Origin of the sequence: Rhodoferax sp. (assembly GCF_034519335.1) — a bacterium.
Taxonomy (GTDB): Bacteria; Pseudomonadota; Gammaproteobacteria; order Burkholderiales; family Burkholderiaceae_C; genus Allorhodoferax.
Window position 1 is genome coordinate 22,554 of the sequence record NZ_JAXHOL010000025.1, and the last position, 26,294, is coordinate 48,847.

General features: G+C 58.5%; 21 protein-coding genes, 2 tRNA genes, 1 pseudogene and 3 riboswitches. Of the genes and pseudogenes, 10 read left to right on the top strand and 14 right to left on the bottom strand.

Features of this window, described 5'->3' with window-relative positions:
• Position 1: 1 nt before the first annotated feature.
• From ispC to rpsB, 7 genes are all read right to left on the bottom strand, one after another.
• Positions 2 to 1,201, bottom strand: coding sequence for a 1-deoxy-D-xylulose-5-phosphate reductoisomerase (gene ispC, locus U5O12_RS10765; protein WP_322578635.1), 1,200 nt, complete (start codon positions 1,199 to 1,201; stop codon positions 2 to 4).
• The gene (locus tag U5O12_RS10770) at positions 1,198 to 2,043 is read right to left on the bottom strand and encodes a phosphatidate cytidylyltransferase (RefSeq protein WP_322578636.1); all 846 of its coding nucleotides are present in this window, start codon (positions 2,041 to 2,043) and stop codon (positions 1,198 to 1,200) included. The genes ispC and U5O12_RS10770 overlap by 4 nt, the downstream gene beginning before the upstream one ends.
• Positions 2,044 to 2,054: 11 nt before the next feature.
• Positions 2,055 to 2,780, bottom strand: coding sequence for a polyprenyl diphosphate synthase (gene uppS / locus U5O12_RS10775; protein ID WP_322578637.1), 726 nt, complete (start codon positions 2,778 to 2,780; stop codon positions 2,055 to 2,057).
• Between the two features lie 14 nt (positions 2,781 to 2,794).
• Entirely contained in the window at positions 2,795 to 3,355 is a 561-nt protein-coding gene (gene frr / locus U5O12_RS10780; protein WP_322578638.1) for a ribosome recycling factor, read from the bottom strand.
• A 42-nt stretch (positions 3,356 to 3,397) separates the two neighbouring features.
• Positions 3,398 to 4,120, bottom strand: a complete 723-nt coding sequence (gene pyrH, locus U5O12_RS10785; protein WP_322578639.1) for a UMP kinase — start codon at positions 4,118 to 4,120, stop codon at positions 3,398 to 3,400.
• A 40-nt stretch (positions 4,121 to 4,160) separates the two neighbouring features.
• Entirely contained in the window at positions 4,161 to 5,084 is a 924-nt protein-coding gene (gene tsf, locus U5O12_RS10790) for a translation elongation factor Ts (protein ID WP_322578640.1), read from the bottom strand.
• An 84-nt stretch (positions 5,085 to 5,168) separates the two neighbouring features.
• Positions 5,169 to 5,921 (bottom strand): 30S ribosomal protein S2, encoded by a 753-nt coding sequence (rpsB, locus tag U5O12_RS10795; protein ID WP_322578733.1) that lies wholly within the window; start codon positions 5,919 to 5,921, stop codon positions 5,169 to 5,171.
• Between the two features lie 247 nt (positions 5,922 to 6,168).
• Between rpsB and U5O12_RS10800 the strand changes: the two genes are divergently transcribed.
• From U5O12_RS10800 to U5O12_RS10815, 4 genes are read left to right on the top strand one after another with little or no spacing between them, the layout of a single operon-like run.
• Complete coding sequence (locus U5O12_RS10800; RefSeq protein WP_322578641.1) at positions 6,169 to 7,461, top strand: FAD-dependent oxidoreductase; 1,293 nt, start codon at positions 6,169 to 6,171, stop codon at positions 7,459 to 7,461.
• Positions 7,462 to 7,521: 60 nt separating this feature from the next.
• Positions 7,522 to 8,364, top strand: coding sequence for an HDOD domain-containing protein (locus tag U5O12_RS10805; RefSeq protein WP_322578642.1), 843 nt, complete (start codon positions 7,522 to 7,524; stop codon positions 8,362 to 8,364).
• A gap of 10 nt (positions 8,365 to 8,374) precedes the next feature.
• Entirely contained in the window at positions 8,375 to 9,262 is an 888-nt protein-coding gene (locus U5O12_RS10810; protein WP_322578643.1) for an MBL fold metallo-hydrolase, read from the top strand.
• Positions 9,246 to 10,706 carry an NAD(P)H-hydrate dehydratase gene (locus tag U5O12_RS10815; RefSeq protein WP_322578644.1) on the top strand — a complete coding sequence of 487 codons (1,461 nt, stop codon included), beginning with the start codon at positions 9,246 to 9,248 and terminating at the stop codon, positions 10,704 to 10,706. Before U5O12_RS10810 ends, U5O12_RS10815 begins: the two co-directional genes overlap by 17 nt.
• Before the next feature lie 107 nt (positions 10,707 to 10,813).
• Here U5O12_RS10815 and rnr read toward each other — a convergent pair whose 3' ends face one another.
• Positions 10,814 to 13,117 carry a ribonuclease R gene (gene rnr / locus U5O12_RS10820; protein WP_322578645.1) on the bottom strand — a complete coding sequence of 768 codons (2,304 nt, stop codon included), beginning with the start codon at positions 13,115 to 13,117 and terminating at the stop codon, positions 10,814 to 10,816.
• Positions 13,118 to 13,282: 165 nt separating this feature from the next.
• Here rnr and U5O12_RS10825 point away from each other — a divergent pair.
• A tRNA-Leu gene (locus U5O12_RS10825) sits at positions 13,283 to 13,369 on the top strand.
• A gap of 109 nt (positions 13,370 to 13,478) precedes the next feature.
• Here the strand turns inward: U5O12_RS10825 and rimO are convergent.
• The 3 genes from rimO to U5O12_RS10840 form a co-directional block, all read right to left on the bottom strand.
• A complete protein-coding gene (gene rimO, locus U5O12_RS10830; protein ID WP_322578646.1) occupies positions 13,479 to 14,882 on the bottom strand; it encodes a 30S ribosomal protein S12 methylthiotransferase RimO in 1,404 nt (467 codons plus the stop codon).
• A 51-nt stretch (positions 14,883 to 14,933) separates the two neighbouring features.
• A complete protein-coding gene (gene phaR / locus U5O12_RS10835) occupies positions 14,934 to 15,383 on the bottom strand; it encodes a polyhydroxyalkanoate synthesis repressor PhaR (protein WP_322578647.1) in 450 nt (149 codons plus the stop codon).
• 118 nt (positions 15,384 to 15,501) lie between these two features.
• Positions 15,502 to 15,578 (bottom strand) — tRNA-Val (locus U5O12_RS10840).
• A gap of 130 nt (positions 15,579 to 15,708) precedes the next feature.
• On the opposite strand from U5O12_RS10840, the gene U5O12_RS10845 reads away from it, so the two are divergent.
• Positions 15,709 to 16,467, top strand: coding sequence for a 3-hydroxyacyl-CoA dehydrogenase (locus U5O12_RS10845; RefSeq protein WP_322578648.1), 759 nt, complete (start codon positions 15,709 to 15,711; stop codon positions 16,465 to 16,467).
• Positions 16,468 to 16,496: 29 nt separating this feature from the next.
• Here the strand turns inward: U5O12_RS10845 and U5O12_RS10850 are convergent, their stop codons facing one another.
• Complete coding sequence (locus U5O12_RS10850) at positions 16,497 to 17,396, bottom strand: DMT family transporter (RefSeq protein ID WP_322578649.1); 900 nt, start codon at positions 17,394 to 17,396, stop codon at positions 16,497 to 16,499.
• 30 nt (positions 17,397 to 17,426) lie between these two features.
• Positions 17,427 to 18,209, bottom strand: a complete 783-nt coding sequence (locus U5O12_RS10855) for an SDR family oxidoreductase (protein WP_322578650.1) — start codon at positions 18,207 to 18,209, stop codon at positions 17,427 to 17,429.
• 136 nt (positions 18,210 to 18,345) lie between these two features.
• Between U5O12_RS10855 and U5O12_RS10860 the strand changes: the two genes are divergently transcribed.
• The gene (locus U5O12_RS10860) at positions 18,346 to 20,037 is read left to right on the top strand and encodes an electron transfer flavoprotein-ubiquinone oxidoreductase (protein WP_322578651.1); all 1,692 of its coding nucleotides are present in this window, start codon (positions 18,346 to 18,348) and stop codon (positions 20,035 to 20,037) included.
• A 45-nt stretch (positions 20,038 to 20,082) separates the two neighbouring features.
• Here the strand turns inward: U5O12_RS10860 and U5O12_RS10865 are convergent, their stop codons facing one another.
• On the bottom strand, positions 20,083 to 20,805 hold the full coding sequence (locus U5O12_RS10865; RefSeq protein WP_322578652.1) for a 1-acylglycerol-3-phosphate O-acyltransferase: 723 nt from the start codon (positions 20,803 to 20,805) through the stop codon (positions 20,083 to 20,085).
• A gap of 161 nt (positions 20,806 to 20,966) precedes the next feature.
• Positions 20,967 to 21,069, top strand: a riboswitch (glycine riboswitch).
• Between the two features lie 16 nt (positions 21,070 to 21,085).
• A riboswitch (glycine riboswitch) is annotated at positions 21,086 to 21,209 on the top strand.
• 63 nt (positions 21,210 to 21,272) lie between these two features.
• Between U5O12_RS10865 and gcvT the strand changes: the two genes are divergently transcribed.
• From gcvT to gcvP, 3 genes and pseudogenes are all read left to right on the top strand, one after another.
• Positions 21,273 to 22,523, top strand: a complete 1,251-nt coding sequence (gene gcvT / locus U5O12_RS10870) for a glycine cleavage system aminomethyltransferase GcvT (RefSeq protein ID WP_322578653.1) — start codon at positions 21,273 to 21,275, stop codon at positions 22,521 to 22,523.
• 88 nt (positions 22,524 to 22,611) lie between these two features.
• Positions 22,612 to 22,983: a glycine cleavage system protein GcvH gene (gcvH, locus tag U5O12_RS10875; RefSeq protein ID WP_322578654.1), complete on the top strand. Its 372-nt coding sequence runs from the start codon at positions 22,612 to 22,614 to the stop codon at positions 22,981 to 22,983.
• 159 nt (positions 22,984 to 23,142) lie between these two features.
• Positions 23,143 to 25,992: pseudogene (gene gcvP, locus U5O12_RS10880) on the top strand (aminomethyl-transferring glycine dehydrogenase); the annotation flags it as partial.
• A gap of 65 nt (positions 25,993 to 26,057) precedes the next feature.
• Positions 26,058 to 26,154, top strand: a riboswitch (glycine riboswitch).
• Positions 26,155 to 26,294: the final 140 nt, after the last annotated feature.

Genomic DNA, 26,294 nt, shown 5'->3' on the forward strand with positions numbered 1-26,294 from the left:
CTCAGTGTGTCAAGTTGAACACGGTTTGCTCAGCAAAACGCCTTGCCAAACCGTCGATGGCCAGAAGATCCTCGATGGAACTTGGGTGTGCAAACTGTGTCGCAGACAATGTTTCTACATTGACCCGGTGGATCTGATCAAAGCGAATTTGACGATTCAGAAAGGCGGCCACCGCAATTTCGTTGGCTGCATTCAATACGGCGGTAGTTCCTTGCGGGCCAGCCATCGCATCCCAAGCCAATTGCAAACCGGGGAAACGCTCTTTATGGCCGTGGGAATGAACAGCCTCAAAACTCAGACTTGTCAACTGGGAGAAATCAATGGCAGCAGATCCTGAAACCACACGCTCTGGCCACGACAAACCATAGGCAATCGGGCCGCGCATGTCAGGCGTGCCAAGTTGTGCGACTACAGAGTGATCCACAAACTGCACCATAGAGTGGATAACGCTTTGCGGGTGAATTACCACTTCGATACGTTCAGGCGGGATACCGAATAGGTAGTGAGCCTCTATAACCTCAAGAGCCTTATTCATCATGGTGGCGGAGTCCACCGAGATTTTCCGCCCCATGACCCAATTCGGGTGCGCGCAAGCCTCTTCCGGAGTTACTTCGCGCAAAGTCTCCGGGGCTCTAGATCGGAAAGGCCCGCCAGACGCTGTCAGGATAATTTTATCTACCGTGGTGTTCCAAAGAGATCTCGTCTCTGGCAACGACTGGAAAATGGCCGAATGTTCGCTATCGATGGGCAACAGGGTCGCCCCACCCGCCACAACAGCATCTATAAACAGCTGCCCTCCGACCACCAAGGCCTCCTTGTTGGCAAGTAGCAGGCGTTTACCCGCCCGCGCCGCTGCCATGCAGGATGGCAAACCAGCGGCGCCCACAATCGCGGCCATCACCGAATCGGTTTCGGGATGTGCAGCAACTACATCTAGGGACGAGGCACCACTCAGCACATGGGTACGCACATTGACGGCCTGCAAGCGCGATTCCAGCTCACGTGCATGCGGCACGCTCACCATCACGGCATATTTCGGACGGTGGCGCACACACTGCTCAAACATGAGCTCCACACTGGTGGAGGCTGTTAGGGCAAAAACCTCGAACTGCGTAGGATGCCGCGCGATGACATCCAGCGTATTTACGCCAATCGAACCCGTTGACCCCAAAACGGTAACACGTCGAAGATTGGGAGTCATAGCGATTGCAACATCATGGCCATTGGGAGCACCGGCAACAGGGCATCGAGGCGATCCAGCACTCCGCCATGACCAGGCAACAAATTACTGCTGTCTTTGACGCCAGCACCCCGCTTGATCAAGGACTCTGTCAAATCCCCCACCACACTCCAGGCTACTAACCACAGAATGGCCAGCACGGTCAGCAAGCCATCCTGCTGCCACAGCTTTTTGTAGATACTGACACTGTCCAGCACCACCCGCTGTTCAATCTGTATCCAAACTAGGGCACATAACGCCACCCCCAACATGCCCCCAAGTACGCCTTCCCAAGTCTTCCCTGGACTGATCGAAGGTGCGAGCTTGCGCTTGAATAACTTGCCGCCTAACAATCGGCCAGAGAAATAGGCGCCAATGTCTGCCGCCCATACCAAAACCATGACCGAAAAAAGGAAGTTAATACCAATTACGCGAGCCTGAATCACTGCAAGCCATGCTGCGCAAAGGCAGAAGACACCAAGCATCCACCGAATCGGTTTGGGAACCAACACCCAGCGCGCTGCACCAAGGGCCAACAACCAGCTACCACCGAGCACCCAGATTGCGGTCACCGTGAGCCACAGCCCACTCACGGGTACAAACTCGGCCGCGCAATAAAGCAGCACGGCACAAACAACCATACACACTGCGCCCGTAGCCCAAGCCCCAGCTGTACCCACATGGTTCAATCGTGCCCACTCCCACCCGCCAGCAGCAATCAGCAATATTGCTACGATGGAAAATACCACCGGCTGAGGGTAAAAAATAGCGGGGAGCAGCACCGCCAGAAGCAGCACCGCAGTAACAACTCGTTGCCACAACATGGGCAATCCTTTTAAACAGAGGGAATTCTGGACAGGACCACTTGCGCAGAAGTTTTCCCGAACCTCCGCTCTCGTGCATGGTATTCCGCAAGCGCTTGGTCTAGCGCCGATTCATCAAAATCTGGCCAAAATGCAGGGCTGAAATACAACTCAGTGTACGCAGACTGCCACAACAGAAAGTTGCTCAGGCGGAATTCGCCGCCCGTACGGATCAGCAAATCAGGATCAGGCCCAACACCCAATGCAATGGCCTGCGACAAGGAGGTTTCGGTGATCGGCTCACCACGCGTAGCCAGCGCTGCTGCAGCTTGGGCAATTTCCCACCTGCCGCCATAGTTGAAGCACACGTTCAATGTCAGCAAACTATTGTCAGCAGTTTCTAGCTCCGCAAGGGATAAGCCGGTTCGCACACGGTCCGATAAACCAGAACGATCCCCAACGAAACGCAGGCGGACTCCGTCTCGCTTGAGTTGCGACACCTCACGGGCAAGCGCACCTGCCAGCAAATCCATCAACCCGGAGACCTCTTCTGCAGGACGACTCCAGTTTTCCGAGGAAAACGCAAAGACCGTCAAAACCGCGATCTTCCGTTGGGCACACAAACGCACAACTTTTTTCAGGGTTTCAACACCCTGCTTGTGCCCGGCTATACGCGGCAAAAACCGTTTGGAGGCCCAGCGCCCATTGCCATCCATCACTATAGCCACATGGTGTGGCCCGGCATCAGGTTGTGGCATGGGGTGCAAGGCGGTCAAACCGCCATGATATCTTGCTCTTTGGAAGCAACGAGCTTGTCAATTTCAGCAATGTGCTTGTCGGTGAGTTTTTGCACATCTGCCTCAGAGCGCTTTTGATCATCCTCTGAGGCCAACTTGTCTTTCACGAGCTTCTTCACCGCCTCGTTCGCATCACGACGCAAGTTACGTACTGCGATCTTGGCTGCTTCGCCCTCGGAACGCACCACTTTCGTGAGTTCACGGCGACGCTCTTCCGTCATGGCGGGCATGGGAACACGAATCAGGTCTCCCATGCTGGAAGGATTCAGTCCCAAATCACTCTCGCGAATGGCTTTTTCAATCTTCGCACCCATGCCTTTTTCCCACGGCTGAACGCTAATGGTTCTCGCGTCAATGAGGGACAAGTTCGCGACTTGGCTCAGGGGCAACATGGAACCGTAGTAGTCGACTTGAACGGTATCGAGCAAGGCCGGATTGGCACGCCCGGTACGAACTTTGGTCAAATTATTCTTGAACGCAGCGATGGATTGATCCATCTTGTTTTCAAGGTTGGTTTTGATATCTGCGATTGACATGGTGACTTCCTTGGATACAGGCGAATGAGGCGAGTCTAAGTATCAAACGTGGACCAAAGTACCTTCGTCCTCGCCCATCACTACGCGCTTCAGCGCGCCATGCTTAAATATGGAAAATACCTTGATAGGCAATTTTTGATCGCGGCACAATGCGAACGCAGCCGCGTCCATGATGCCCAGATTTTGCGACATAGCAGAATCAAATGTGATCTGCGTGTAGCGAGTGGCTGAGACATCTTTCTTGGGATCGGCGGTGTACACACCATCTACTTTGGTAGCCTTGAGCACAATCTCAGCACCGATTTCTGCTCCGCGCAAGGCTGCCGCAGTGTCTGTGGTGAAAAACGGATTACCCGTGCCAGCCGCAAAAATTACGACCTTTCCTTCTTCCAGATACTGCAGCGCTTTGGGACGAACATAGGGCTCTACGACCTGTTCAATACCAATCGCGGACATGACACGCGCGGTGAGACCTGCTTTGTTCATGGTGTCGCCCAAGGCCAGGGCATTCATCACTGTTGCGAGCATCCCCATGTAATCGGCCGTGGCGCGATCCATCCCCACAGAGCCGCCCGCAACACCCCTGAAGATGTTTCCACCACCAATCACCACCGCTACCTCGACGCCCAGTCGGGTGACTTCCGCAATTTCGTCCACCATGCGTACGATGGTGTTGCGGTTGATACCAAACTGGTCATCACCCATGAGCGCCTCGCCAGACAGCTTCAGCAAAATTCGCTTGTATGCAGGACGGTCTTGGCTCATGGGTAACTCCGGAAGGTAAGGTGGTTAAGCAAAGTCAGAATCAAGCAGCTTGCTTGGCAGCAGCCACTTGTGCCGCTACCTCTGCCGCGAAGTCATCGACCTTCTTCTCAATACCCTCACCCACGACATACAAGGTGAAACCCTTCACGGTAGTGCCAACAGATTTGAGCATTTGCTCCACGGTTTGCTTGTCGTTCTTCACAAATGGCTGGTTGAACAAGGAGACTTCCTTGAGGAACTTCTGCACGCCACCTTCAATGCGTTTGGCAACAATTTCTGCAGACTGCACGGGCTTGCCAGCTGCTGTAGCCACTGCAGCATCTTCAGCGGCCTTTGCAGCAGCAACGGAACGCTCGCGCTCCACCAATTCAGCGGGCACCTGATCAGCAGACAAAGACACAGGCTTCATGGCAGCCACATGCATGGCAACGTCTTTCGCTGCAACTTCTTCACCTTCAAATTCCACCACCACGCCGATGCGGGTCCCGTGCAGATAAGAAGCCAGCTTGGTAGAACCGTCGAAACGTTTGAAGCGGCGGAAGGTCATGTTCTCGCCAATCTTGCCAATCAGGCCCTTGCGAACGTCTTCCAGTGTGGGGCCAAAACCGTCCTGCTCGTAAGCCAAAGCGCTCAAAGCAGCCACGTCGGCTGGGTTGTGCTTGGCCACAAGGGATGCTGCCGCATTGGCCAAGGCCAAGAAGCTGTCGTTCTTGGTTACAAAGTCGGTTTCGCAATTTACTTCAATCAGCGCGCCTGCGGAACCTTCGATACTGGTAGCCACAACACCTTCAGCGGTCACGCGCGCAGCGGCCTTGCCGGCCTTGCTTCCGAGCTTCACGCGCAAAAGTTCTTCTGCTTTAACCATGTCGCCTTCGGCCTCGGTCAAAGCTTTCTTGCATTCCATCATGGGCGCATCGGTCTTGCCGCGCAGTTCTGCCACCATGCTTGCTGTAATTGCTGCCATTTGGATTCTCCGTTAATCAGTAGTTTATGTAAGAGCTAAAAAAAAGGGGCAACAAAGCCCCCTTTTGAAGGGTGATGCAGAGCCTTAAGCGGAGGCTTCACTCACTTCAACGAATTCATCTTCGCTTTCAGCAGCGACTGCCTTGACCACATCGTCTACGGCATTGGCGCGGCCTTCCAAGATCGCATCAGCAATACCACGGGCATACAAAGTCACAGCCTTGGAGGAGTCGTCGTTACCGGGGATCACATAGTCAATACCTTCGGGGGAGTGGTTAGAGTCCACCACGCCGATCAAAGGAATGCCCAGCTTGCGCGCTTCAGCAATGGCGATCTTGTGGTAACCCACATCAATCACGAAAATTGCATCAGGCAAGGTGTTCATATCCTGGATACCACCGATATCTTTCTCCAGCTTTTCCAATTCACGAGCGAACATCAGCTGCTCTTTTTTGCTCATGCTGTCCAAACCTGCTTCTTGCTGAACCTTCATGTCCTTCAAACGCTTGATGGACGTCTTGACAGTCTTGAAATTGGTCAACATGCCACCCAACCAGCGCTGATCCACAAAAGGAACACCGGCGCGTTGTGCTTCAGCAGACACAATTTCGCGAGCCTGGCGCTTGGTGCCAACCATCAGGATGGTGCCGCGTTTTGCAGACAGCTGGCGAACGAACTTCGCAGCCTCCAGGAACATCGGCAAAGATTTTTCCAGGTTGATGATATGGATTTTGTTGCGGTGACCGAAGATGAACGGGGCCATCTTGGGGTTCCAGAAGCGGGTTTGGTGTCCAAAGTGAACGCCTGCTTCCAGCATTTCGCGCATAGTAACTGCCATGATTAACTCCAAAGGTTAGGTCTTAAATCCGATCCGCACATCGCCCCTGCGTGGCAGGCGCAACACCTTGGCTGGACCGGTTTGTGATTGCTATTGCGAGGGACAGATGTACCGCCAGCAAAGCCAGTCGAGTATATCACGCGGGGCGTTTGTACCAAAACGCCCACGACGCGCCTTATTGCGGACAAAGTTGAACAGCTCCGTATTTTCCATCCATGCTTGTGAAAAAATACCCTGATGCGCGAGCATGAGGTTTGCGACAAAGCATCTGAAAGTAAAAATGAAAATAGCAGTAGTAGGCGCCGGTGTAGTCGGCATTGCCACGGCCTATGAACTGGCAATGGACGGCCATGCCGTCACCGTTTTTGATAAATCTGCAGCAGCATGCGAGGAGGCAAGCTTTGCCAACAGCGGTTTGATCGCACCTAGCATGTATATCCCCTTCGCATTCCCTGGGGACAAAGGCAACGCTTTTGCACGACTGATTCACACGGGGCGGCATTTGACCCAGCGTCCGTGGCGTTCACTGCAGCAAATCAAATCCCTCAGGCGCTGGACTCGCTACAACACCTCCGAAGTGCGTGCTAAGCAGGTCGCGCTAGCACAGACATTAGGAAAGTACAGCGCAAATCAACTCGCGAATATCGTCGAGCGCAACCAGATGGAGATAGAGCGAAGTGAAGGGCAACTGGTGCTGGTCGAGAGCGAACAATCGCTGCAACGCCTGCAGCCTGCGCTGGAAGCCCTCAAAAGCGAAGATATCGATTGCAAAGTATTGACACCTGCGGAGGCTCGGAAATTTGAGCCCGCCCTGCATAGTGAGGCGTCTTTTCATGCTGCGCTTTGGCTACCGGGCGACCATGTGGCGAACTGCCGTCAATTTGCCCTGGAACTCAAACACCTTACCCAAAAACTGGGAGTGACATACCAATTCGGCGCAGATTTGCTGGATCTGGGTCCGCAGACCCTTCCAAACCTGACGTTTGCGAGCCCACAGGGCACAGAACTTGTCAGCGCAGACCATGTAGTGCTGTGCACGGGGCAAATCCCCCCACATTTGAAGGCAAAGTTTCCTCTGCACATGCCCTTGGTCAGCCTGCATGGCTACGCTCTCAGTGTTGCAGTTCGAGAACCTCTCAATGCCCCCCGCAGTGCTGTGCACGACTTGCGTGAAAACATGGTTATCAACCGTCTTGGAAACCGAATTCGCGTATGCGCTGGTGCAGAATTGGGAATCAAGTCGGATGTCAAAGACGCTCGCGTGGTCAATGCCATGTATCGGGCACTGGAATTACATTTCCCGGGAGCGGCGAACTACCCGGCAGGCACCCAAGTCTGGCAGGGGACCCGTCACACCATCACCGATGGACTGCCTGCTATTGGCCCTAGCGGACTAGCAAACGTATCTCTCAATTTGGGGCATGGCGCCTGCGGCTGGACATGGGCATGCGGCTCAGCGCGGCTCCTAGCGGACCAAATTGCAGGGCGCCCCACAGACGTCACCATGTCCCCCCTGTTGCCTACCCGATTCATTCGCTAAAAAACTGTTGTCGATGCCCATACGGTGCTGACACAATGGGATGAGGGAGACGCCTTATCCATGAGTCCTGAACTTTCACAAAAACTGACGGCTGCCGTAGATGGCATGCCCGCATTCCCCAAAAGCGTACAGCGCATTTTGGAGCTGACGCGGGACGTGAACAGCACGCCCAAAGACTTGGTTGAAGTTATCGACAAAGACCCAGTGGTCACAGTCAAAGTCCTCAAGGTCGTGAACTCGGCTTACTACAGCCTTCCCAAGCAAATCACCTCGATTGGCCACGCCGTGGTGTACCTGGGATTCAACACCATCAAAAACTTGGCGCTGAGCATTGCCGCCATCGGAATGCTCCCCAAAGACAACGATGCCGGATTTGACGTACAGCAGTATTTGTTGCACTCACTGGCCACTGCAGGCATCGCCAAGCAGCTGGCTCTCAATGTCGATGATGCAGACCCCATGGACTGCTTCATCGCGGGCCTATTGCACGACTTTGGCAAAGTGGTGTTTGCGCAATTTATGCCATCCGAGTTCAAGATTGCACTTCAAATCAGCAAGGAAGGGCAAAGCTCCTTGCATGCGGCGCTTCTAAGCACAATCGGCGCAGACCACGCGGTAGTAGGCGCCATGCTGGTGGAAAAATGGCGCTTCGCCCCTCATTTGATCGATACCATCCGGCACCAACGGGTGGACGACCTCAAGGACACGGACATGATCGCCTGCGTGTTTGCGGCCAACCAGATCAGCAAAAAATTGGAGTATGGTTTTGCGGGCAACCACAAAATTGAACAGTTGCCGGCCGGTATCCAGAGGCGCTTGGGTGGCGATCTGGATGCAGTGATTGCCTCCATGGGCAACCTGGACACCCTGTTTGCAGAAGCGCAGGTATTTGCCAAACTGTGAAGGAGATGGCATGAAGGTGAAGTTTTGGGGAGTTCGTGGGTCCATTGCTTCGCCTGGTCCCAAGACGGTGCGATATGGCGGCAACACTACCTGCATCGAGATTCGCACGGACAACAACGAACTCATCATCCTGGATGCTGGTACCGGCATTTTCCCGCTGTCGCAAACGCTGCTGGCCGAAATGCCCGTCACTGCCAACGTGCTGATCACCCACTCCCACTGGGACCATATCCAGGGCTTGCCCTTTTTCATTCCCAACTTCATTCCGGGCAACACGTTGCGCCTGCATGGCTGCTTCGACCCGGTGTCGGGCAAAGGCATCGAGCAGGTTATGGCGGTGCAACTGCAGTACAGCTACTTTCCCGTGCGTGAGGCAGAAATGAAAGCACGGATCGAGTACGTCACTCTGATGCCGGACCAGCCCATCCAGATCGGTTCGGCCACGGTAACGCCATGTCTGTTGAACCACCCGGTCATCGACTTCGGCTACCGCATTGAATGCAACGGCAAGTCGGTTTTTTTTACGGGTGACCACGAGCCGCCCTACAACATCTACGAACCAGGCGACGAGGCCTACGACGAGTACCAGGTGTTTGTGGACGAGAAAGAGCGTGCCATCCAGGACGCCATCCGCGGCGTGGACGTCTACATTGCCGACAGTTCGTACACCGACGCCGAATACCCCGCAAAAAAAGGCTGGGGCCACGGCACCTTCAGCACCAGTATTGCCAGCGCGCACGGAGCGGGTGCCAAGTTGCTCTTTTGCACCCACCATGAACCCACCCGCAGCGACGATGCGCTGGAAGTCGCCTTTGCCGATGCACTAAGCACCAACGCGGCAATAGCACAGGGCATGGACATCCGACTGGCCCGCGAGGGTGATGTCTACGAATTCTGAGTGGGTACTGGGCCCACAGGGGCCTTTGCGCCCCACACCCTACCCGCTGTTTGGTACAGCCGCGCTACGCACGCTGGAGGCCCATGCCGCCAGCACCCTCCCCGCCCATGCCCTGATGCAGCGCGCCGGACTGGCCTTGGCGCGGCTCACACTGGCCTACGCCCCGCACGCCCAAACCATCTGGGTGGCCTGTGGCTGCGGCAATAACGGGGGCGACGGTTTCGAAGCCGCCATGCACTTGCAACGTTGGGGCAAAACGGTTTGGCTATCTTTGCCCGAATCTGCGCAGCCACTGCCTGCTGATGCGATGGCCTCGCTGCACAGGGCCCAAGCGGCAGGCGTTCTCATCCACACCACGCCACCAGCCCACTGGGATGTCTGTATCGATGCTTTGTTGGGTATCGGTCTGCAGGCGGCACCCCGTGGCGCGGCGCTGGCCACCATCCAAACCATGCAGGCCGGTGATGGCGACATCATTGCGGCCGATGTGCCCAGTGGCCTGGTGGCCGACACCGGCCACACCCCGGGTTCTTGCGTGCGGGCACGGGCCACGCTGTCGTTTCTAGCCCTGAAGCCAGGGCTGTTCACGGCTCACGGTAGGGATGTCTGTGGCGACATCTGGCTAGACACATTGGAGTGCACAGCACTCCAGGCTCCCGATGCATGGCTGAACGTCGCCCCACAAAACACCCCGCGCCAGCATGCGTCCCACAAAGGCAGTTTTGGCGATGTGGCCGTCGTAGGCGGCGCCGTCGGCATGGTGGGGGCTGCCTTGCTGGCGGGCTCCGCTGCCCTGCACGGCGGTGCCGGACGCGTCTACTTGGCGTTATTGGGCCCGGGTGATCACAACGCCGTATTCGCCACCCACCCAACATTGATGCAAGCGAGCGTGGAACAACTAGCCATCGGTCGCATGGCTGTGGTGGCAGGGTGTGGTGGCGGGGCTGCTATTGCCGCCTGCTTGCCCCTGCTCCTGGCCGACGCCCGGCAATTGGTGCTGGACGCCGACGCCCTGAACGCCCTGGCCCAAAACCCTGACTGGCACTCGGTGCTGGCAGCGCGCACGGCCGGCACCACGGCACTCACACCACACCCTCTAGAGGCCGCGCGCCTGCTGGGTTGCAGCGCCGCAGACGTGCAAGCCAACCGCGTGGCCAGTGCCCAAGCACTGGCGCATGGATTCCAATGCACGGTCGTACTGAAAGGATCGGGAAGCGTTATCGCCAGCCCCGCTGAGGTACCACGCATCAACCCCACCGGCAATGCACGGCTGGCCACCGCTGGAACAGGCGATGTGCTGGCAGGCCTGCTAGGCAGCCTGATGGCAGGGGGTAAAAGTAGTTTCGAAGCCGCGTGCAGCGCCTGCTACCGACACGGCCAATTGGCTGACCAATGGCCTGAGAGGTCGACACTGACCGCATCTAGCTTGGCAAGAAAAATATAAGCCAAATAGGCCGCAAGCCCACGTGGAATATGCGCGAGCAGCTATCTTTTATATAGCGTCCGAGGGCTTCTCTCCAGCCGCATCCGGCGACTGGCAGACACCACCACTTAGCGCCGTTGCTTCTTGGCCGGCTTTTTCGACGCGCCAGAGACTTTCTCACCCGTGCGTACGCTGCGCGAGGATTTGGTGCCGGCCCGCTGCCGAGCTTTGCCATTGAACGCGCCGCCACCATCGGACTCCACGCGGTCAGCGAATTCTGCACGCCCTTTGGCCTCCCGCGGCAACCCCTTGTCGGCCATGGCTCGCGGCTGCAAGCTCTGGCCTTCTTGCACCAGACGGAAGTCAATCTTGCGGCCATCCAGGTCGACACGGCTGACCTGGATACGCACACGTGTGCCAATCGCGTAGCGAATGCCCGTGCGCTCACCGCGCAGCTCCTGCCGCAACTCATCGAAGCGGAAATACTCCCCGCCCAGCTCCGTGATGTGCACCAAGCCTTCCACATACATGGCGTCCAGCGTAACAAACAGGCCAAAAGTGGTGGCCGAGCTGACCACCCCCGAGTACTCCTCGCCCAAGTGCTCGCGCATGTACTTGCATTTGAGCCAGGCTTCCACATCCCGACTGGCTTCATCGGCGCGGCGTTCGTTCGCGCTGCAATGCAGGCCAGCGGCTTGCCAAGCCGTGCCCTCCGCATTCATCTTCTTGGGTTTGGTGCCAGGCTCTGCCACGCGACTGGCAAGGTTTTTTTCCAGACGGCGCGCAAGCTTGGCATGCGCCTCACCAGGCGTGGGCAACACCGGCAATTGGTATTTGGTTTTGGCCAGGATCGCCTTGATCACCCTGTGCACCAACAGATCGGGATACCGGCGAATGGGGCTGGTGAAGTGGGTATAGGCATCAAACGCAAGACCGAAGTGACCGCTGTTGATGGGCGTGTAAATCGCCTGCGACATGGACCGCAACAACATCGAGTGAATTTGCTGCGCATCTGGCCGGTCCTTGGTGGCAAGAGCAATAGCCTGAAACTCTCCCGGGGCGGGCTTATCGCTGATGCTCATGCCGATACCACTGGCCTTGAGGTAGTTGCGTAGAACTTCCTGCTTTTCCGGTGTAGGGCCTTCGTGCACACGAAACAAACCGGGATGTTTGTTTTGTGCAATGAAGTCGGCACTACACACGTTGGCCGCCAACATGGCTTCTTCAATCAGGCGGTGGGCGGTGTTGCGAGTGCGCGGAACGATCTTCTCGATTCGACCGTTCTCGTCGCACACAATCTGTGTCTCGGTGGTTTCAAAGTCCACCGCGCCGCGCTTGTGGCGAGACTTCAACAATGCCTGATACACACCGTGCAAGTCTAGGAGTTGCGGCACCAAATCACGCCGTTTGCTGGCTTCGGGGCCTCGCGTATTGCCCAATATAGCGGCAACTTCGGTATACGTGAACCGGGCATGGCTCCACATAACTGCCGGGTAAAACTGGTAAGCGTCCACTTCACCGTCTGCAGTGACGAACATGTCGCACACCATGCACAAGCGCTCTACTTCAGGATTCAGTGAGCACAGTCCATTGGAAAGCTTCTCGGGCAGCATGGGAATCACGCGGCGCGGAAAGTAAACGCTGGTGGCCCGGTCGTAGGCGTCTACATCAATCGCAGAGCCCGTCTCCACATAGTGGCTGACATCTGCAATAGCGACCAACAGGCGCCAGCCTTTCAGGGCTGTCTTGCCACGGCCTTTGGTAGCGGGTTCGCAGTACACCGCATCGTCAAAGTCACGGGCATCTTCGCCATCAATAGTCACCAATGGGATGTCGGTCAGGTCAATGCGCTGAAGTTTGTCCTGTGGACGCACTTTATCGGGCAAGGTGCGTGCGAGTGCAATACATGCATCAGAAAACTCATGCGGTACGCTGTACTTGCGCACGGCAATTTCAATCTCCATGCCCGGGTCGTCCACTTCCCCCAGCACTTCTTTGATGCGCCCAACCGGTTGTCCAAAAAGTGCTGGTGGCTCTATCAGCTCCACCACCACCACTTGCCCTGGCTTGGCAACGCTCGTAGCCCCTTTTGGAATCAACACATCTTGGCCGTAGCGTTTGTCCTCAGGCGCCACCAGCCACACACCACTTTCTTGCAAAAGACGGCCTATGATGGGTTGCGTGGAGCGCTCCATGATCTCCACCACGCGCCCCTCGGGGCGGCCCTTGCGGTCGCTGCGCACAATGCGCACCTTGACGCGGTCTTTATGCAGCACCGCGCGCATCTCGTTCGGGGGTAAATAGATGTCCGGTGCACCATCATCACGGGACACGAAACCGTGTCCGTCGCGGTGCCCCTGAACAATGCCTTCTACTTCGTCCAGCATGCCGCTGGTTTGGCTGACGTTTTTAATGAAATCGCTCGCTTTCATGAGTAGCCCGGGCTGAAAGGTTGTTAGTTCCTCTTGGCCATTAGTATGCGCCAGAAATGCGACGGCTTATGCAGACACCACCGCTGCTCACGCTGTCACACCAATTTCAAAAAGTGCGGCGCGAATCCAAAACAGCTTTTTAACCGTGCTAGAATTCAACTCGTTGCCCAGGTGGCGAAATTGGTAGACGCACTAGCTTCAGGTGCTAGCGGTTGCAAGACCGTGGAAGTTCGAGTCTTCTCCTGGGCACCACCGATAGATGAGCCCTGTGACGTAAGTCACAGGGCTTTTTCTTTGCCTGTTTATCCATGCTAGCCATAAAAAAGGGCCCTGTTACGGGCCCTCGGTTTTCATGGGTCTTTCAGATCGGAACAGCGACCAGATCGTGTCCCTGCGCGCTCACAATGCGTGCCTTGGTGAACTCACCCACTTTGAGAGTCTTGCTAATTTTTTCGGGTGGCAGCAATCGCACCACGCCATCAATCTCTGGCGCGTCGGCATAACTGCGCCCCACCCCGCCTTTGCGGCCCAAGGCGGGCGCGGAATCCACCAACACCTGCATCACGGAACCTACACGCCGCTGCAAGCGTGCGGCAGACACCTCTTCAGCCACAGCCATAAAACGCGCGCGCCGCTCTTCGCGCAACTCGATGGGCAACATGCCCGGCAAATCATTGGCGGTTGCGCCATTCACGGCACTGTAGGCAAAGCAACCCGCGCGGTCGATCTGCGCTTCACGAATGAAGTCCAGTAGGTGCTCAAACTCGGCCTCCGTCTCGCCCGGAAAGCCCGCAATAAAAGTACTGCGTACCACGAGTTCGGGACAGGCCGCACGCCATTGCTGCAGGCGGTCCAGATTTTTCTCGCCGCTGGCGGGGCGCTTCATGCGGCGCAGCACATCAGGATGGCTGTGCTGCAGCGGCACATCCAGGTAGGGCAACACACGACCCGTGGCCATGAAGGGAATGATGTCGTCCACGCTCGGGTACGGGTACACATAGTGCAAACGCACCCAGGCACCGTAAGGCTCGGCAATATCACCCAAGGCCTGTACCAACTCCAGCATGCGCGTCTTCACCGGCGTGCCATCCCAGAATCCCGTGCGGTATTTCACATCTACGCCGTAGGCCGACGTGTCCTGGCTGATGACCAGCAACTCTTTCACGCCTCCTTCGAACAGGGCCTTGGCTTCACTCAGCACATCGCCAATCGGGCGGGACACCAGGTCGCCACGCATGCTGGGGATGATGCAGAAGGTACAACGGTGGTTACAACCCTCGCTGATTTTCAAATACGCATAGTGGCGCGGCGTGAGCTTGATACCCGCCACACCAAAGGACTGCGGCACCAAATCAATAAAGGGATCGTGGGGCTTGGGCAGGTTCAGGTGCACAGCGTCCATCACCTCTTGCGTGGCATGCGGGCCGGTCACGGCCAGCACCTTTGGGTGCATCTGGCGCACCATGTTTTCGCCGCCATCGGTCGTCTTGGCCCCGAGGCAACCGGTCACGATCACCCGGCCGTTTTCGGCCAGTGCTTCGCCAATCGTGTCCAAGCTCTCCTTGACCGCATCGTCGATGAAGCCACAGGTGTTCACGATGACCAGATCCGCCCCTTGGAAAGTTTTGGATGTCTGATAGCCCTCAGCACTAAGCTGGGTGAGGATTAGCTCGGAATCGGTCAAGGCCTTGGGGCAGCCCAAGCTCACAAACCCGACTTTGGGTGAAGCCTGTGCGGAAGGGTTGGAGGTCAATACATCTGTCATATCTTTGAATCCGTGGAACCAGCCCAGCCCACCGCCAAGGCCCGAATGCGCCTAGCGCTTCAAGCCGAAGGTGCCGAGGAACTGTTCTGTTTGTTTTTGCATTTGTTCCTGCATTTGCTGGAACATGTTGTTGCTCATGACACCCTGCACCATAGGCGCTTGCATGTCCATCAGTGCCTGCATGTTCTTCTCGAGGTAGCCACCCATCATGCCCTGCATGGCGTGGCCATAAAAGCGGATGATGTGCGAGAGCACTGGCGTAGTGAACATGGGTGAACCATTCGCCTCTTCTTCCAAGATGATCTGCAGAAGGATGCTGCGGGTGATGTCCTCACCCGATTTCGCGTCCACCACCGAAAACACTTCGCTGTCCATCACCAACTGCTTGATTTCTGCCAGCGTGATGTAGGTGGACGTATCGGTGTCGTAGAGACGGCGGTTGGGGTATTTCTTGATAACCCGTTGCGTCTTCTTGGAATCTTTGGAGGATGTTTTTTGCATTGCGATCGCCCGGCACTGAACGTGAGAGCCAAAATGGTGTTGCACTGCAGCACATTCTAGGGAGTGATCACCCGGCATTGACCTAGGAATACCCTAGAAGCAGGAGATGTTGGAAATTTGGTAGGCGCAATTGGACTCGAACCAACGACCCCCACCATGTCAAGGTGGTGCTCTAACCAGCTGAGCTATGCGCCTACATTATCCGAGAGGCCAAAGTATAGCAGCATAAATGCACGCACCAAGGCTTAGCCCAGGCAAAAGTTGAGCAGGGCTGGGTCATAATTGACGTTTACGTAAACGTCAACCCAACTCCAAGGAGCTATTTATGGAAATTGCAGGCAAAGTCTTCATCGTTACGGGCGGTGCATCTGGTTTGGGCGAAGGCACTGCACGCATGCTGGCAGCCAAAGGCGGGAAAGTGGTGATTGCAGACATGCAAGCAGAAAAAGGCGAAGCCATTGCCAATGACATTGGCGGAGCGTTTGTCAAGTGCGATGTCAGCAACGAGGCAGACGGCCAAGCCGTGGTGGCGAAGGCAGTATCGATGGGCAAGCTCATGGGCTTGGTGAATTGCGCTGGCATCGCCCCTGCTGAAAAGACGGTAGGCAAAAACGGCGCGCACGCGCTGGCCTCTTTCAGCAAGACCATCACCGTGAACCTGATTGGCAGCTTCAACATGATTCGTTTGGCAGCAGATGCCATGAGCAAGAACGAGCCCGAAGCCACAGGTGAGCGCGGCGCCATGATCTCCACCGCATCGGTTGCCGCTTACGACGGACAGATTGGCCAAGCCGCTTACAGCGCCTCCAAAGGTGGCGTGGTGGGCATGACCCTACCGATTGCACGTGACCTTGCGCGCAACGGCATCCGCAATATGACAATTGCCCCCGGCATCTTCGGCACACCCATGCTTTTCTCCATGCCGCAAGAGGTGCAAGACGCACTGGCAGCCGGCGTGCCCTTCCCTTCGCGTCTGGGCACCCCGCAGGACTACGCCAAACTGGCAGTGCACATTTTTGAGAACGACATGCTCAACGGCGAAGTGATTCGACTGGACGGTGCGATTCGTTTAGCACCAAAGTAATTCTCCAGCTTCTTCCGGGCCGCGCGCTTTTAGCGATGCGCCCGGATGGAGGCGACAATGCCCAGAACAAACACCGCGCTCGCCAGCAGTTGCAACCAGTGCGGCCACACGCCGTAGCCCACAAAGGCATAGAGCAAGGCGAATAAAGTTTCGCTCACAATCAGCTGGCCGCACAGACTGGCACTCAGGCGGCGGCTGGCAATGTTCCACAACACCGTCGCCAGCCATGCCGAGCCGACTCCGGTTGCTATACAAACCATAGCGCCTTGCGCAATACCTGCCTGGGCTAGAAGCACTTTTGTCTCTGAACCTAGCACCAACCACAAGGCCACAGCGCCCAGCCCGGACGCCACACCCAGCCAGTTGGTCCAGTCCGTCACATTCACCTCATGGTGGTGCTTGAGCCAAGCCGAGTTCAGCACCGCAAACGCAGTCCAGCAAAGCATGGACAAAAGTGCAAAGCCAATGCCGCGCCAATACGCCCAACCTTCCGTGGCTTGCGCCGTGGCACCTGCCGTCTCGGTGCCCATCATCAAGAGCACCCCAGTGATCGTGAGCAACAAGCCCGGCAACAGGCTGCGCCACCGCAGATGCTCTGGCTTGCCCATCAGCATGACCCAGATGGGGATGGTGCCAATGATGAGTGTGGGCACCTCCACCCCGGCATCGCGGATGGATAACACCAGCAAGAGGTAGTAACCCGAGAAACCCAACACGCTCAAACCCAGGGCGGCGCCCCACTGACGTGGAGTGGGCCAACGCCGTTTGCCACGCGCCAACAACATCACCAACAATGCCGTGAGGCCGTAGCAGGCAAAGCGCCCTGCCGCCAGATCCACCGCAGCCATGCCCGGCGCCAGTGCCGGCGCCACAAACACCAAGCCCCAAAGCGCCCCGGCCGCCAGTCCGGCCAGAATCCCTACCAACAAACCCGCACCCGAGCTGTCAAACGCAAACCCTCAAACACCAAAGCCATCGTCCGCAGCAATCACGGCGCCGTTGATAAAGTGGCTTTGGTCGGAACACAGGGTGACCAGAATGGCGTCCAAATCTTGAGGATGGCCAATACGTTTGCGCGGCAACATCTGCACCAGCTTCTGGCCTGCGTCGGTCTGCCAGTGGTGGTGGTTGATTTCGGTGTCGATGTAGCCCGGGCAAAGCGCATTCACATTGATGCCGAATTTGCCCCACTCCAGGGCCTGCGCCTTGGTCATCTGGATGATGGCAGCCTTGCTCATGCAATAGACGCCAATTTGCGGGAGCACCCGCAAACCCGCCATGGATGCGATGTTCACGATGCGCCCTCCGGTGTAGCTGCCAGGCGCCGCGCCCTTGGCGCGCGCCAGCATGCGTTTGCCCACCTCTTGGGCCACAAAAAAGGCGCCCTTCACATTGGTGTTGAACATGAAGTCGTAATCGTCGGGCGACACATCCTGCAGGCGTTGGGTGGTGCTGACGCCAGAGTTGTTAATCAGGATGTCGATCGAGCCCACCTCCGTCTCTGCATGCGCCACGGCCGACTTGATGGAATCGTGGTCGGTCACGTCCAGTTCCACCACATGGGCATCACCACCCTGCCCCGAGATTTCGGCACGCAGGTCTTTAAGTTTGTCCAGCCGACGGCTAGCCAGCACAACGGCCGCCCCTGCCGCGGCCAATGTTTTGGCAAACTGCGCCCCCAGCCCGCCAGACGCACCCGTGATGAATGCGACACGCCCTGAAAGATCGATGCTGTAAGCCATTTAGAGTGCCTCCTCAAAATAAAAAGAACGACCGTTCTTTTTTGTGAATTCAGCGAATAAAATCCCACTCCAGTACGATGCGCCTTTGTGCGGGCGGACCGATCCGAAGACCACCCATTATTAAGCGAGACACCCCATGACAAACCAGGAAATTCTGGCGCAATTCGGCCCCCGTGAATCCATGGAATACGACGTGGTCGTCGTAGGCGGTGGCCCTGGTGGTCTTGCAACGGCAATCCGCCTGAAGCAGCTTGCGGCGGAACAGGGCAAAGAGGTATCAGTCGTCGTGCTGGAAAAAGGCTCCGAGCCCGGCGCGCACATATTGTCCGGCGCCATCATGGACCCCAAAGCGCTGACCGAGCTGATCCCCAACTGGAAAGAACTGGGCGCACCGCTGAACCAGCCGGTTACCGACGATGCCTACATTTTCCTGGGCGAGAAAACCGGCGTGCGCGTGCCCAACATGTTCCTGCCCCCGTTCGCCCACAACGATGGCAATTACATCGTGAGCCTGGGCGCCGTCACCAAGTGGATGGCCGAACAAGCCGAGGCTTTGGGCGTGGAGATTTTCCCCGGGTTCACTGCGGCCGAAGTGCTCTATAACGAGGATGGTTCGGTCCGGGGCGTGGCCACCGGCAATATGGGCGTGGGCAAAGACGGCGAACCCATGGAGAGCTTCCAGCTCGGTATGGAACTCCTGGGCAAATACACCGTGTTTGCAGAAGGGGCACGCGGCCACCTGGGCAAACAACTCATTGCCAAATACAAACTCGATGAGGGTCGCGACCCCCAAAGCTTCGGCATTGGCATCAAGGAACTGTGGGAGATCGACCCCAGCCGCCACAAGCCCGGATTTGTCATGCACACCGCCGGCTGGCCCATGGAATCCGACACCTACGGCGGCGCATTTTTGTATCACCTGGACGGCAACAAAGTCGCACTCGGCTTTGTGACCGGTTTGGGCTACAGCAACCCTTACCTGAGCCCGTTTGAAGAATTCCAGCGCTGGAAGACGCACCCCAATGTGCGCTACTACTTCGAGAACGACAAGGGCGAGGTCACCGCCAAACGCCTGGGCTATGGCGCGCGCGCGATCAACGCCAGTGGCATCAACGCCTTGCCCAAAACCGTGTTCCCTGGCGGCTGCCTGGTGGGCTGCAATGCTGGCTACCTGAACGTCAGCCGCATCAAGGGCAGCCACGCCGCCATCAAAACTGGCATGCAAGCTGCTGAGGCTGCTTTTGATGCCGTGGTGGCAGGCCGCCAGCACGACGAGTTGAGCGCTTACCCGGAAGCCTTTGAGAAGAGCTGGCTGCACACGGAGCTGAACAAGGACCGCAACTTCAAGAACTGGTTCAAACACGGCTTGACGGTAGCAACGCTCATGAACGGCTTTGAACAATTCGTGCTGCGCGGCCACATCCCCTGGACGCTGCGCCGTGACAAGCCCGACCACGCTTACCTCAAGCCCGCGGCCGAATGCAAACCCATCGTCTATCCCAAGCCCGATGGAAAGCTCACCTTTGACCGCCTGAGCAGCGTGTTCATCAGCAACACCAACCATGAAGAGCAGCAGCCTGCGCACTTGACGCTCAAAGACGCCTCGGTGCCGGTGAGCATCAACCTCGCCAAGTACGCCGGCCCCGAAGCCCGCTACTGCCCGGCCGGCGTCTATGAGTTTGTGAAGAACGAAGACAACACCGACCGCCTGCAGATCAACGCGCAAAACTGCGTGCACTGCAAGACCTGCGACATCAAGGACCCCACGCAAAACATCGTCTGGGTCACGCCCGAAGGCGGCGGCGGACCGAACTACGCGGGCATGTAATTCCCGCAATCGCAAGCAACAAGGGAGGCGCCAAAACTCCCTTGTTTACGCCTGAGCAATCTGGGCATCCAGCTCCGCCAAGCAGGCCAGCATCTGTTCACGGCAACGCTCCATCAGCGCGGGCATATCCTCCAGCGTCATCCCCGCGGTGGGGATGGGCGCCAAGGTCTTGATCACAATGCAGCCGCTATGCCAGCGGTTCAGTCGCATGGTGCTTTTGTAGTTGCTGCACACCAGGGGAACAATCGGCACGCCCGCGTTGATGGCCATCTGGAAGGCACCTTTCTTGAAAGGCAACAAGCCCTTGCCCAGGTTGCGCGTGCCTTCCGGAAAGACCCAAATCGAGGTGTCCTGGTGCAACATCACATCGGTGGTTTTCAGCATGGCCTGCTTGGCCTTGATGGCATTGCCACGGTCGATCAGGATGTTGCCTGCAAGCCAATAAATCTGCCCGAAAAAAGGCACCCACTTCAGGCTCTTTTTGCCCAAAGACACCGTGCGCCGTGGCACGGAGCAGCCCAACACCCACAGATCCCAGTTCGACTGGTGGTTCGCCACCACCACAAAGGGGTTGGGCTGGCGCAGCATGTCGGCCGTGTCCAGCTTCATGGTCAGCCCCAAAATGCGCAAGGCAGGCACCGAATACACCCAACCACACAAGCGCGAGTTGTCAGGGTTGAACGGGCGTACAAGACAAATGAGGAAATTGATTACCGCTGCCACGAGAAAGTGGAGCCCGATCAGACACAAGCGCAGGATTTGGAGCATAAGGAAGCGAGAAGAGACGACACACGACGCCCACCATGGGGCGCCAGCAACTGCAAAGCAGTGTAGATGAGCATGAACAAGCCAAGATTGCGACAAATCAGCCCTTGTGGAAAGCGCAAGTGCCAAGAACTTGCAGACGTCGTGGGCACCTCGTTTAGAATCCCGTCCAGTCAGGAGAGAGCTTCCCCCGCGGAGGCCGCCGAAGGCGCAGGACGGCTGATTGCAGCGGTCTGAACGCTCAGGCAAAAGGACTGACATCCGTTGGTGGCTTGGCTGTCAACGACACCCCACTGGAGAGAGGCTGCAAACTTTGCAGCCCACCGAAGGAGCAACCCGCAGTCTGCGCACCCCACGTGCATGCAGGCCCGGCGAATCTCTCAGGTAAAGCGGACAGCGGGGGCAGCACCGGGCGAGCGCAGCCATGCACTCGCCTCGGGTTTTGACTTGCCCCTACCTGGATTGCCGCCATGTCCGCTCCCGCCACCGAATCCCTGCTGACCACCCCGCTCAACGCGCTGCACATCGAATTGGGTGCCCGCATGGTGCCCTTTGCCGGCTACTCCATGCCCGTGCAATACCCAGCCGGCCTGATGGCCGAACACCACCACACCCGCAAGGCCGCCGGCTTGTTTGACGTCTCCCACATGGGCCAGCTGCGCCTGGTGGGCCCCGATGCTGCCGCGGCTTTTGAAACCCTGATGCCGGTGGACGTGATCGACCTGCCCGTGGGCAAGCAGCGCTACGGCCTGCTGCTCACGGACGAGGGCACCATCATTGACGACCTGATGTTCTTCAACATGGGGAACAACGAATTGAGCGTCGCCGGGCCGCCCCAAGACGCGAAGGCCCCCTCGGGGGGCAGCGACCCACGTGCAACGGGGGAGCGTGGGGGCCAAACGATCTTCGTGATCGTCAACGGCGCGTGCAAGGTGGGCGACATTGCCCACATCCAGGCCAAGATTGGCAGCCGCTGCCAGGTCATCCCCCTGCCCGACTACGCGTTGCTGGCCCTGCAAGGCCCCGAGGCCGTCACCGCCCTCTCTCGCCTGGCACCCGGCGTGGAGAAGCTGGTGTTCATGACCGGTGGCAATTTCACCGTGGATACGGGCACCCAAAAGATCGAGGTGTTCCTGACCCGCAGCGGCTACACCGGGGAAGACGGGTTTGAAATCTCGGTCCACAACGACTATGCCGAGGCCTTGGCCCGCGCCCTGCTGGCGCAGCCCGAAGTCAAGCCGATTGGCCTGGGCGCACGCAATTCCCTGCGGCTGGAAGCCGGCCTGTGCCTCTATGGCAACGACATTGACACCACCACCAATCCGGTAGAGGCCAGCCTGAATTGGGCCATGCAAAAGGTGCGCCGCGCCGGTGGTGCGCGCGAAGGTGGTTTCCCCGGCGCTACAAAAATACTAGCTGCTCTCGCAGATTCCACGGGGGCTAGCGGCACAAAAGGCACTAGAAAGCGCGTTGGACTCATTGCGCTGGAGCGCATCCCCGTGCGGGACCACACCGAGCTGCAAGACGGCGCCGGCAACAAGATTGGTGAAGTCACCAGCGGCCTGCTCGGCCCCACCATCGACAAGCCCGTGGCCATGGGCTATGTGGACAGCGCATGGGCGGCTGTGGGCAGTAAGGTGGTGGCCATCGTGCGCGGCAAACCCGTGCCCATGGAGGTGAGCGCCATGCCCTTTGTGCCCACGCGTTACTACCGCGGCTAAACCACAGGCCGGGGCGGCTAAAGTCTGTCCTGGCAGGTTCGTTTTTATTGTTTTATTTCCATTTATCACCCGTTTTCAGGAGTTCCCCATGACGATCAAATACACCCCCGACCACGAATGGCTCAAGGTTGAAGGCGACATCGCCACCGTCGGCATCACCCACCACGCGCAAGACGCGCTGGGCGACGTAGTGTTTGTGGATCTGCCCGAAGTTGGCGCGTCCATCGACGCCAAGGCCGTGGCCGGCGTGGTGGAGTCCGTCAAGGCCGCCGCCGATGTCTACATGCCCGTGACCGGTGAGATCACCGAAGTCAACGAAGCCCTGCGCGCCGACCCCGCACTTGCCAACACCGACCCGCTGGGCACCGGCTGGTTCTTCAAGGTCAAGCTGTCCAACGCAGCCGAACTCGACGGCCTGATGGACGAGACCAGCTACACCGCCTTCTCCGCCAAGGCTTAGAGCGGCTGCGCAGGCCCCGCCTGCGAAGTCTCCGGGAGCCCGCCGGGCTGAACGAGCGGGGCTACCCGTGATTGTGTGGGCTGCTCACCGACCAAACGCCACAGCCTACGTCCACCTGCCCCAACGTCCTCGTCTACCTCTGCGCCCACTCTCGCCCAGCTGGAAAACGCCAGCGAGTTCCACGCCCGCCACATCGGCATCAATGCGGCTGACGAAGCGCTGATGCTGAAAGCGATTGGCGAAACCTCGCGCCGCGCGCTGATCGACAGCATCGTGCCGCCAGCATTGCACGCTCCAGCAAGATGGACGATTCCGGCGGCGATTACGGAGGCGGCTGCGCTGGCGGAGTTGAAGGCGTTTGCGGGCAAGAACCAGGTGCTCAAGAGCTTTATTGGCCAGGGCTACTACGGCACGCACACGCCCGGCGTGATCCTGCGCAACATCCTGGAGAACCCCGCTTGGTACACGGCCTACACGCCCTACCAGGCCGAGATCTGCCAAGGCCGTATGGAAGCGCTGGTGAACTTCCAGACCATGGTGTGCGACCTGACCGGTATGCCCATGGCCAACGCCTCCATGCTGGACGAAGCTACCGCCGCCGCTGAAGCCATGACGCTGGCCAAGCGCTCGGTCAAGAGCAAGAGCAACACCTTTGTGGTGGCCGGCGACTGCCATCCGCAAACCATCGAAGTGATTCAAACCCGTGCCAAGCCGCTGGGCATCACTGTGCAGCTGGCCAACTCTGCTGCGGAGTGGGACGCTGCACTCGCGGGCGACTACTTCGCGGTGCTGGCCCAGTACCCCGCCACCAGCGGCCGCATCGACGACTTGCGCGCTGACGTAGCCACCGTGCACGGCAAGCAAGCGGCCTTCATCGTGGCGGCTGACCTGCTGGCCTTGACGCTGCTGACCCCACCCGGTGAATGGGATGCGGACATCGTGGTCGGCACCACCCAGCGCTTCGGCATGCCGCTGTGCAATGGTGGTCCGCACGCTGCCTACATGGCCTGCCGCGACGAATACAAACGCTCCATGCCGGGCCGTTTGGTCGGCGTGAGTGTGGACGTACATGGCAACCCCGCCTACCGCCTGGCCTTACAAACCCGCGAACAGCACATCCGCCGCGAGAAAGCCACCTCCAACATCTGCACCGCACAGGTGCTGCCAGCCGTAGTGGCCAGCATGTACGCCGTGTACCACGGCCCTGCCGGTCTGACCCGCATTGCCCAGCGGGTCGCGACCTTCACCGCCATCCTGGCGGCGGGTCTGCGCGCCTTGGGCCATGTGCCCAGCAGCGACACGGCGTTTGACACGCTGACCATCAAGACCGGATCTGCTACCAAATCGATAGCTGCTCGCGCAGTATCCATGGGCGCCAACGTGCGAATTTACTTTGAAGAGTACATCGCCATCTCTCTGGACGAAACCACTACCCGTGCGGACATTGCTTTGCTATGGAGCCTGTTTGCCGCCGAAGGCCAGGCCCTGCCCACCGTGGAAGCTTTGGAAGCCGGAGCCGGGTCGTTGATCCCCGCCGCCCTGCGCCGCACCAGTGCCTTCTTGACCCACCCGGTGTTCAACACCCACCACTCCGAGACCGGCATGCTGCGCTACATCCGCGCACTCAGTGACAAGGACTTGGCGCTGGACCGCAGCATGATCCCGCTGGGCTCCTGCACCATGAAGCTCAACGCGACCAGCGAGATGATTCCCATCACCTGGCCTGAGTTCGCCAATATCCACCCCTTTGCACCTGCGGACCAGCGCGAGGGCTACACCGAGCTGGACGCGCAATTGCGCGCATGGCTGTGCGCCGCGACTGGCTACGCGGGCATCAGCCTGCAGCCCAACGCCGGCAGCCAGGGCGAATACGCCGGCTTGCTCGTCATCAAGGCCTACCACGAAGCCCGTGGTCAGGGCCACCGCAACATCTGCCTGATCCCCAGCAGCGCGCACGGCACCAACCCCGCCAGCGCCATGATGGTCGGTATGACAGTAGTGGTCGCCAAGTGCGATGACAACGGCAACGTAGACATGGACGATCTGCAAGCCAAGTGCGAGCAGCACAGCGCCAACCTGGCCGCGGTGATGATCACCTACCCCAGCACCCACGGCGTGTTTGAAACGTCCGTGAAAGAGCTGTGCGCTTTGGTGCACCAGCACGGCGGCCGGGTCTATGTGGACGGCGCCAACATGAACGCATTGGTGGGCACCGCAGCCCCCGGCGAATTTGGCGGCGATGTGAGCCACCTGAACCTGCACAAGACCTTCTGCATCCCCCACGGCGGTGGCGGCCCCGGTGTGGGCCCGGTATGCGTGGTGGAAGACCTGGTGCCTTACCTGCCCGGCCATGCCACCGGCGGTGTCCCCGGCACAGGAGCAGTCAGTGCGGTGCCCCTGGGCAACGCAGCGGTGCTGCCCATCAGCTGGATGTACTGCCGCATGATGGGCCCGGACGGCCTGCAACAAGCGACTGAAGTCGCCATCCTGAGCGCCAACTACATCAGCGCGCGCCTAGCCGACCACTACCCCACCCTGTACGCATCTGCCAACGGGCACGTCGCCCACGAGTGCATCCTGGACCTGCGCCACTTCAAGGACACCTGCGGCGTGATGGCCGAAGACGTGGCCAAGCGCCTGATGGACTACGGCTTCCACGCGCCCACGCTCTCCTTCCCCGTGCCCAACACGCTGATGGTGGAGCCCACCGAGAGCGAAACCCTGGCCGAGCTGGACCGCTTTATCAACGCCATGATCGCCATCCGTGGCGAAATCGCGCGGGTCGAAAAAGGCGAATGGCCGCAGGACAACAACCCCTTGAAGCATGCTCCCCACACCGCCGCCAGCCTGCTGGGCGGCGAGTGGGAGCGCCCCTACAGCCGTGAGGTAGGCGCCTTCCCGGTGGCCAGCCTCAAGGCCGTGAAGTACTGGCCCAGCGTGGGCCGGGTGGACAACGTGTATGGCGACCGCAACCTGTTCTGCAGCTGCGTGCCGTTGACCGAGTACGCTAAAGCTAAGTTTGAAATTCAGGGTGGCAGTGCATTGCATGCAGCCCCCCTGGCCAGGCTAGACCTGGCATCGCAGCGGGAGAGCCTGGTGCCTCACACAGCACCAGCGCCGAAGGAGCAACCACCCCGGAAACTCTCAGGCACCCAGGACCGCTGCGGTAGGGATCTTGCATCCCTGAGCACTCAGAAGAGCTGTCGCGGTCAGTCCCGCGGCACACCGCAGGAGCAAGCCGCCGGCCCACCAGGCCGGCGGTGAATCTCTCAGGTCTCAAACAGAGGGGGTCGTCACCGGCACATGGTGTG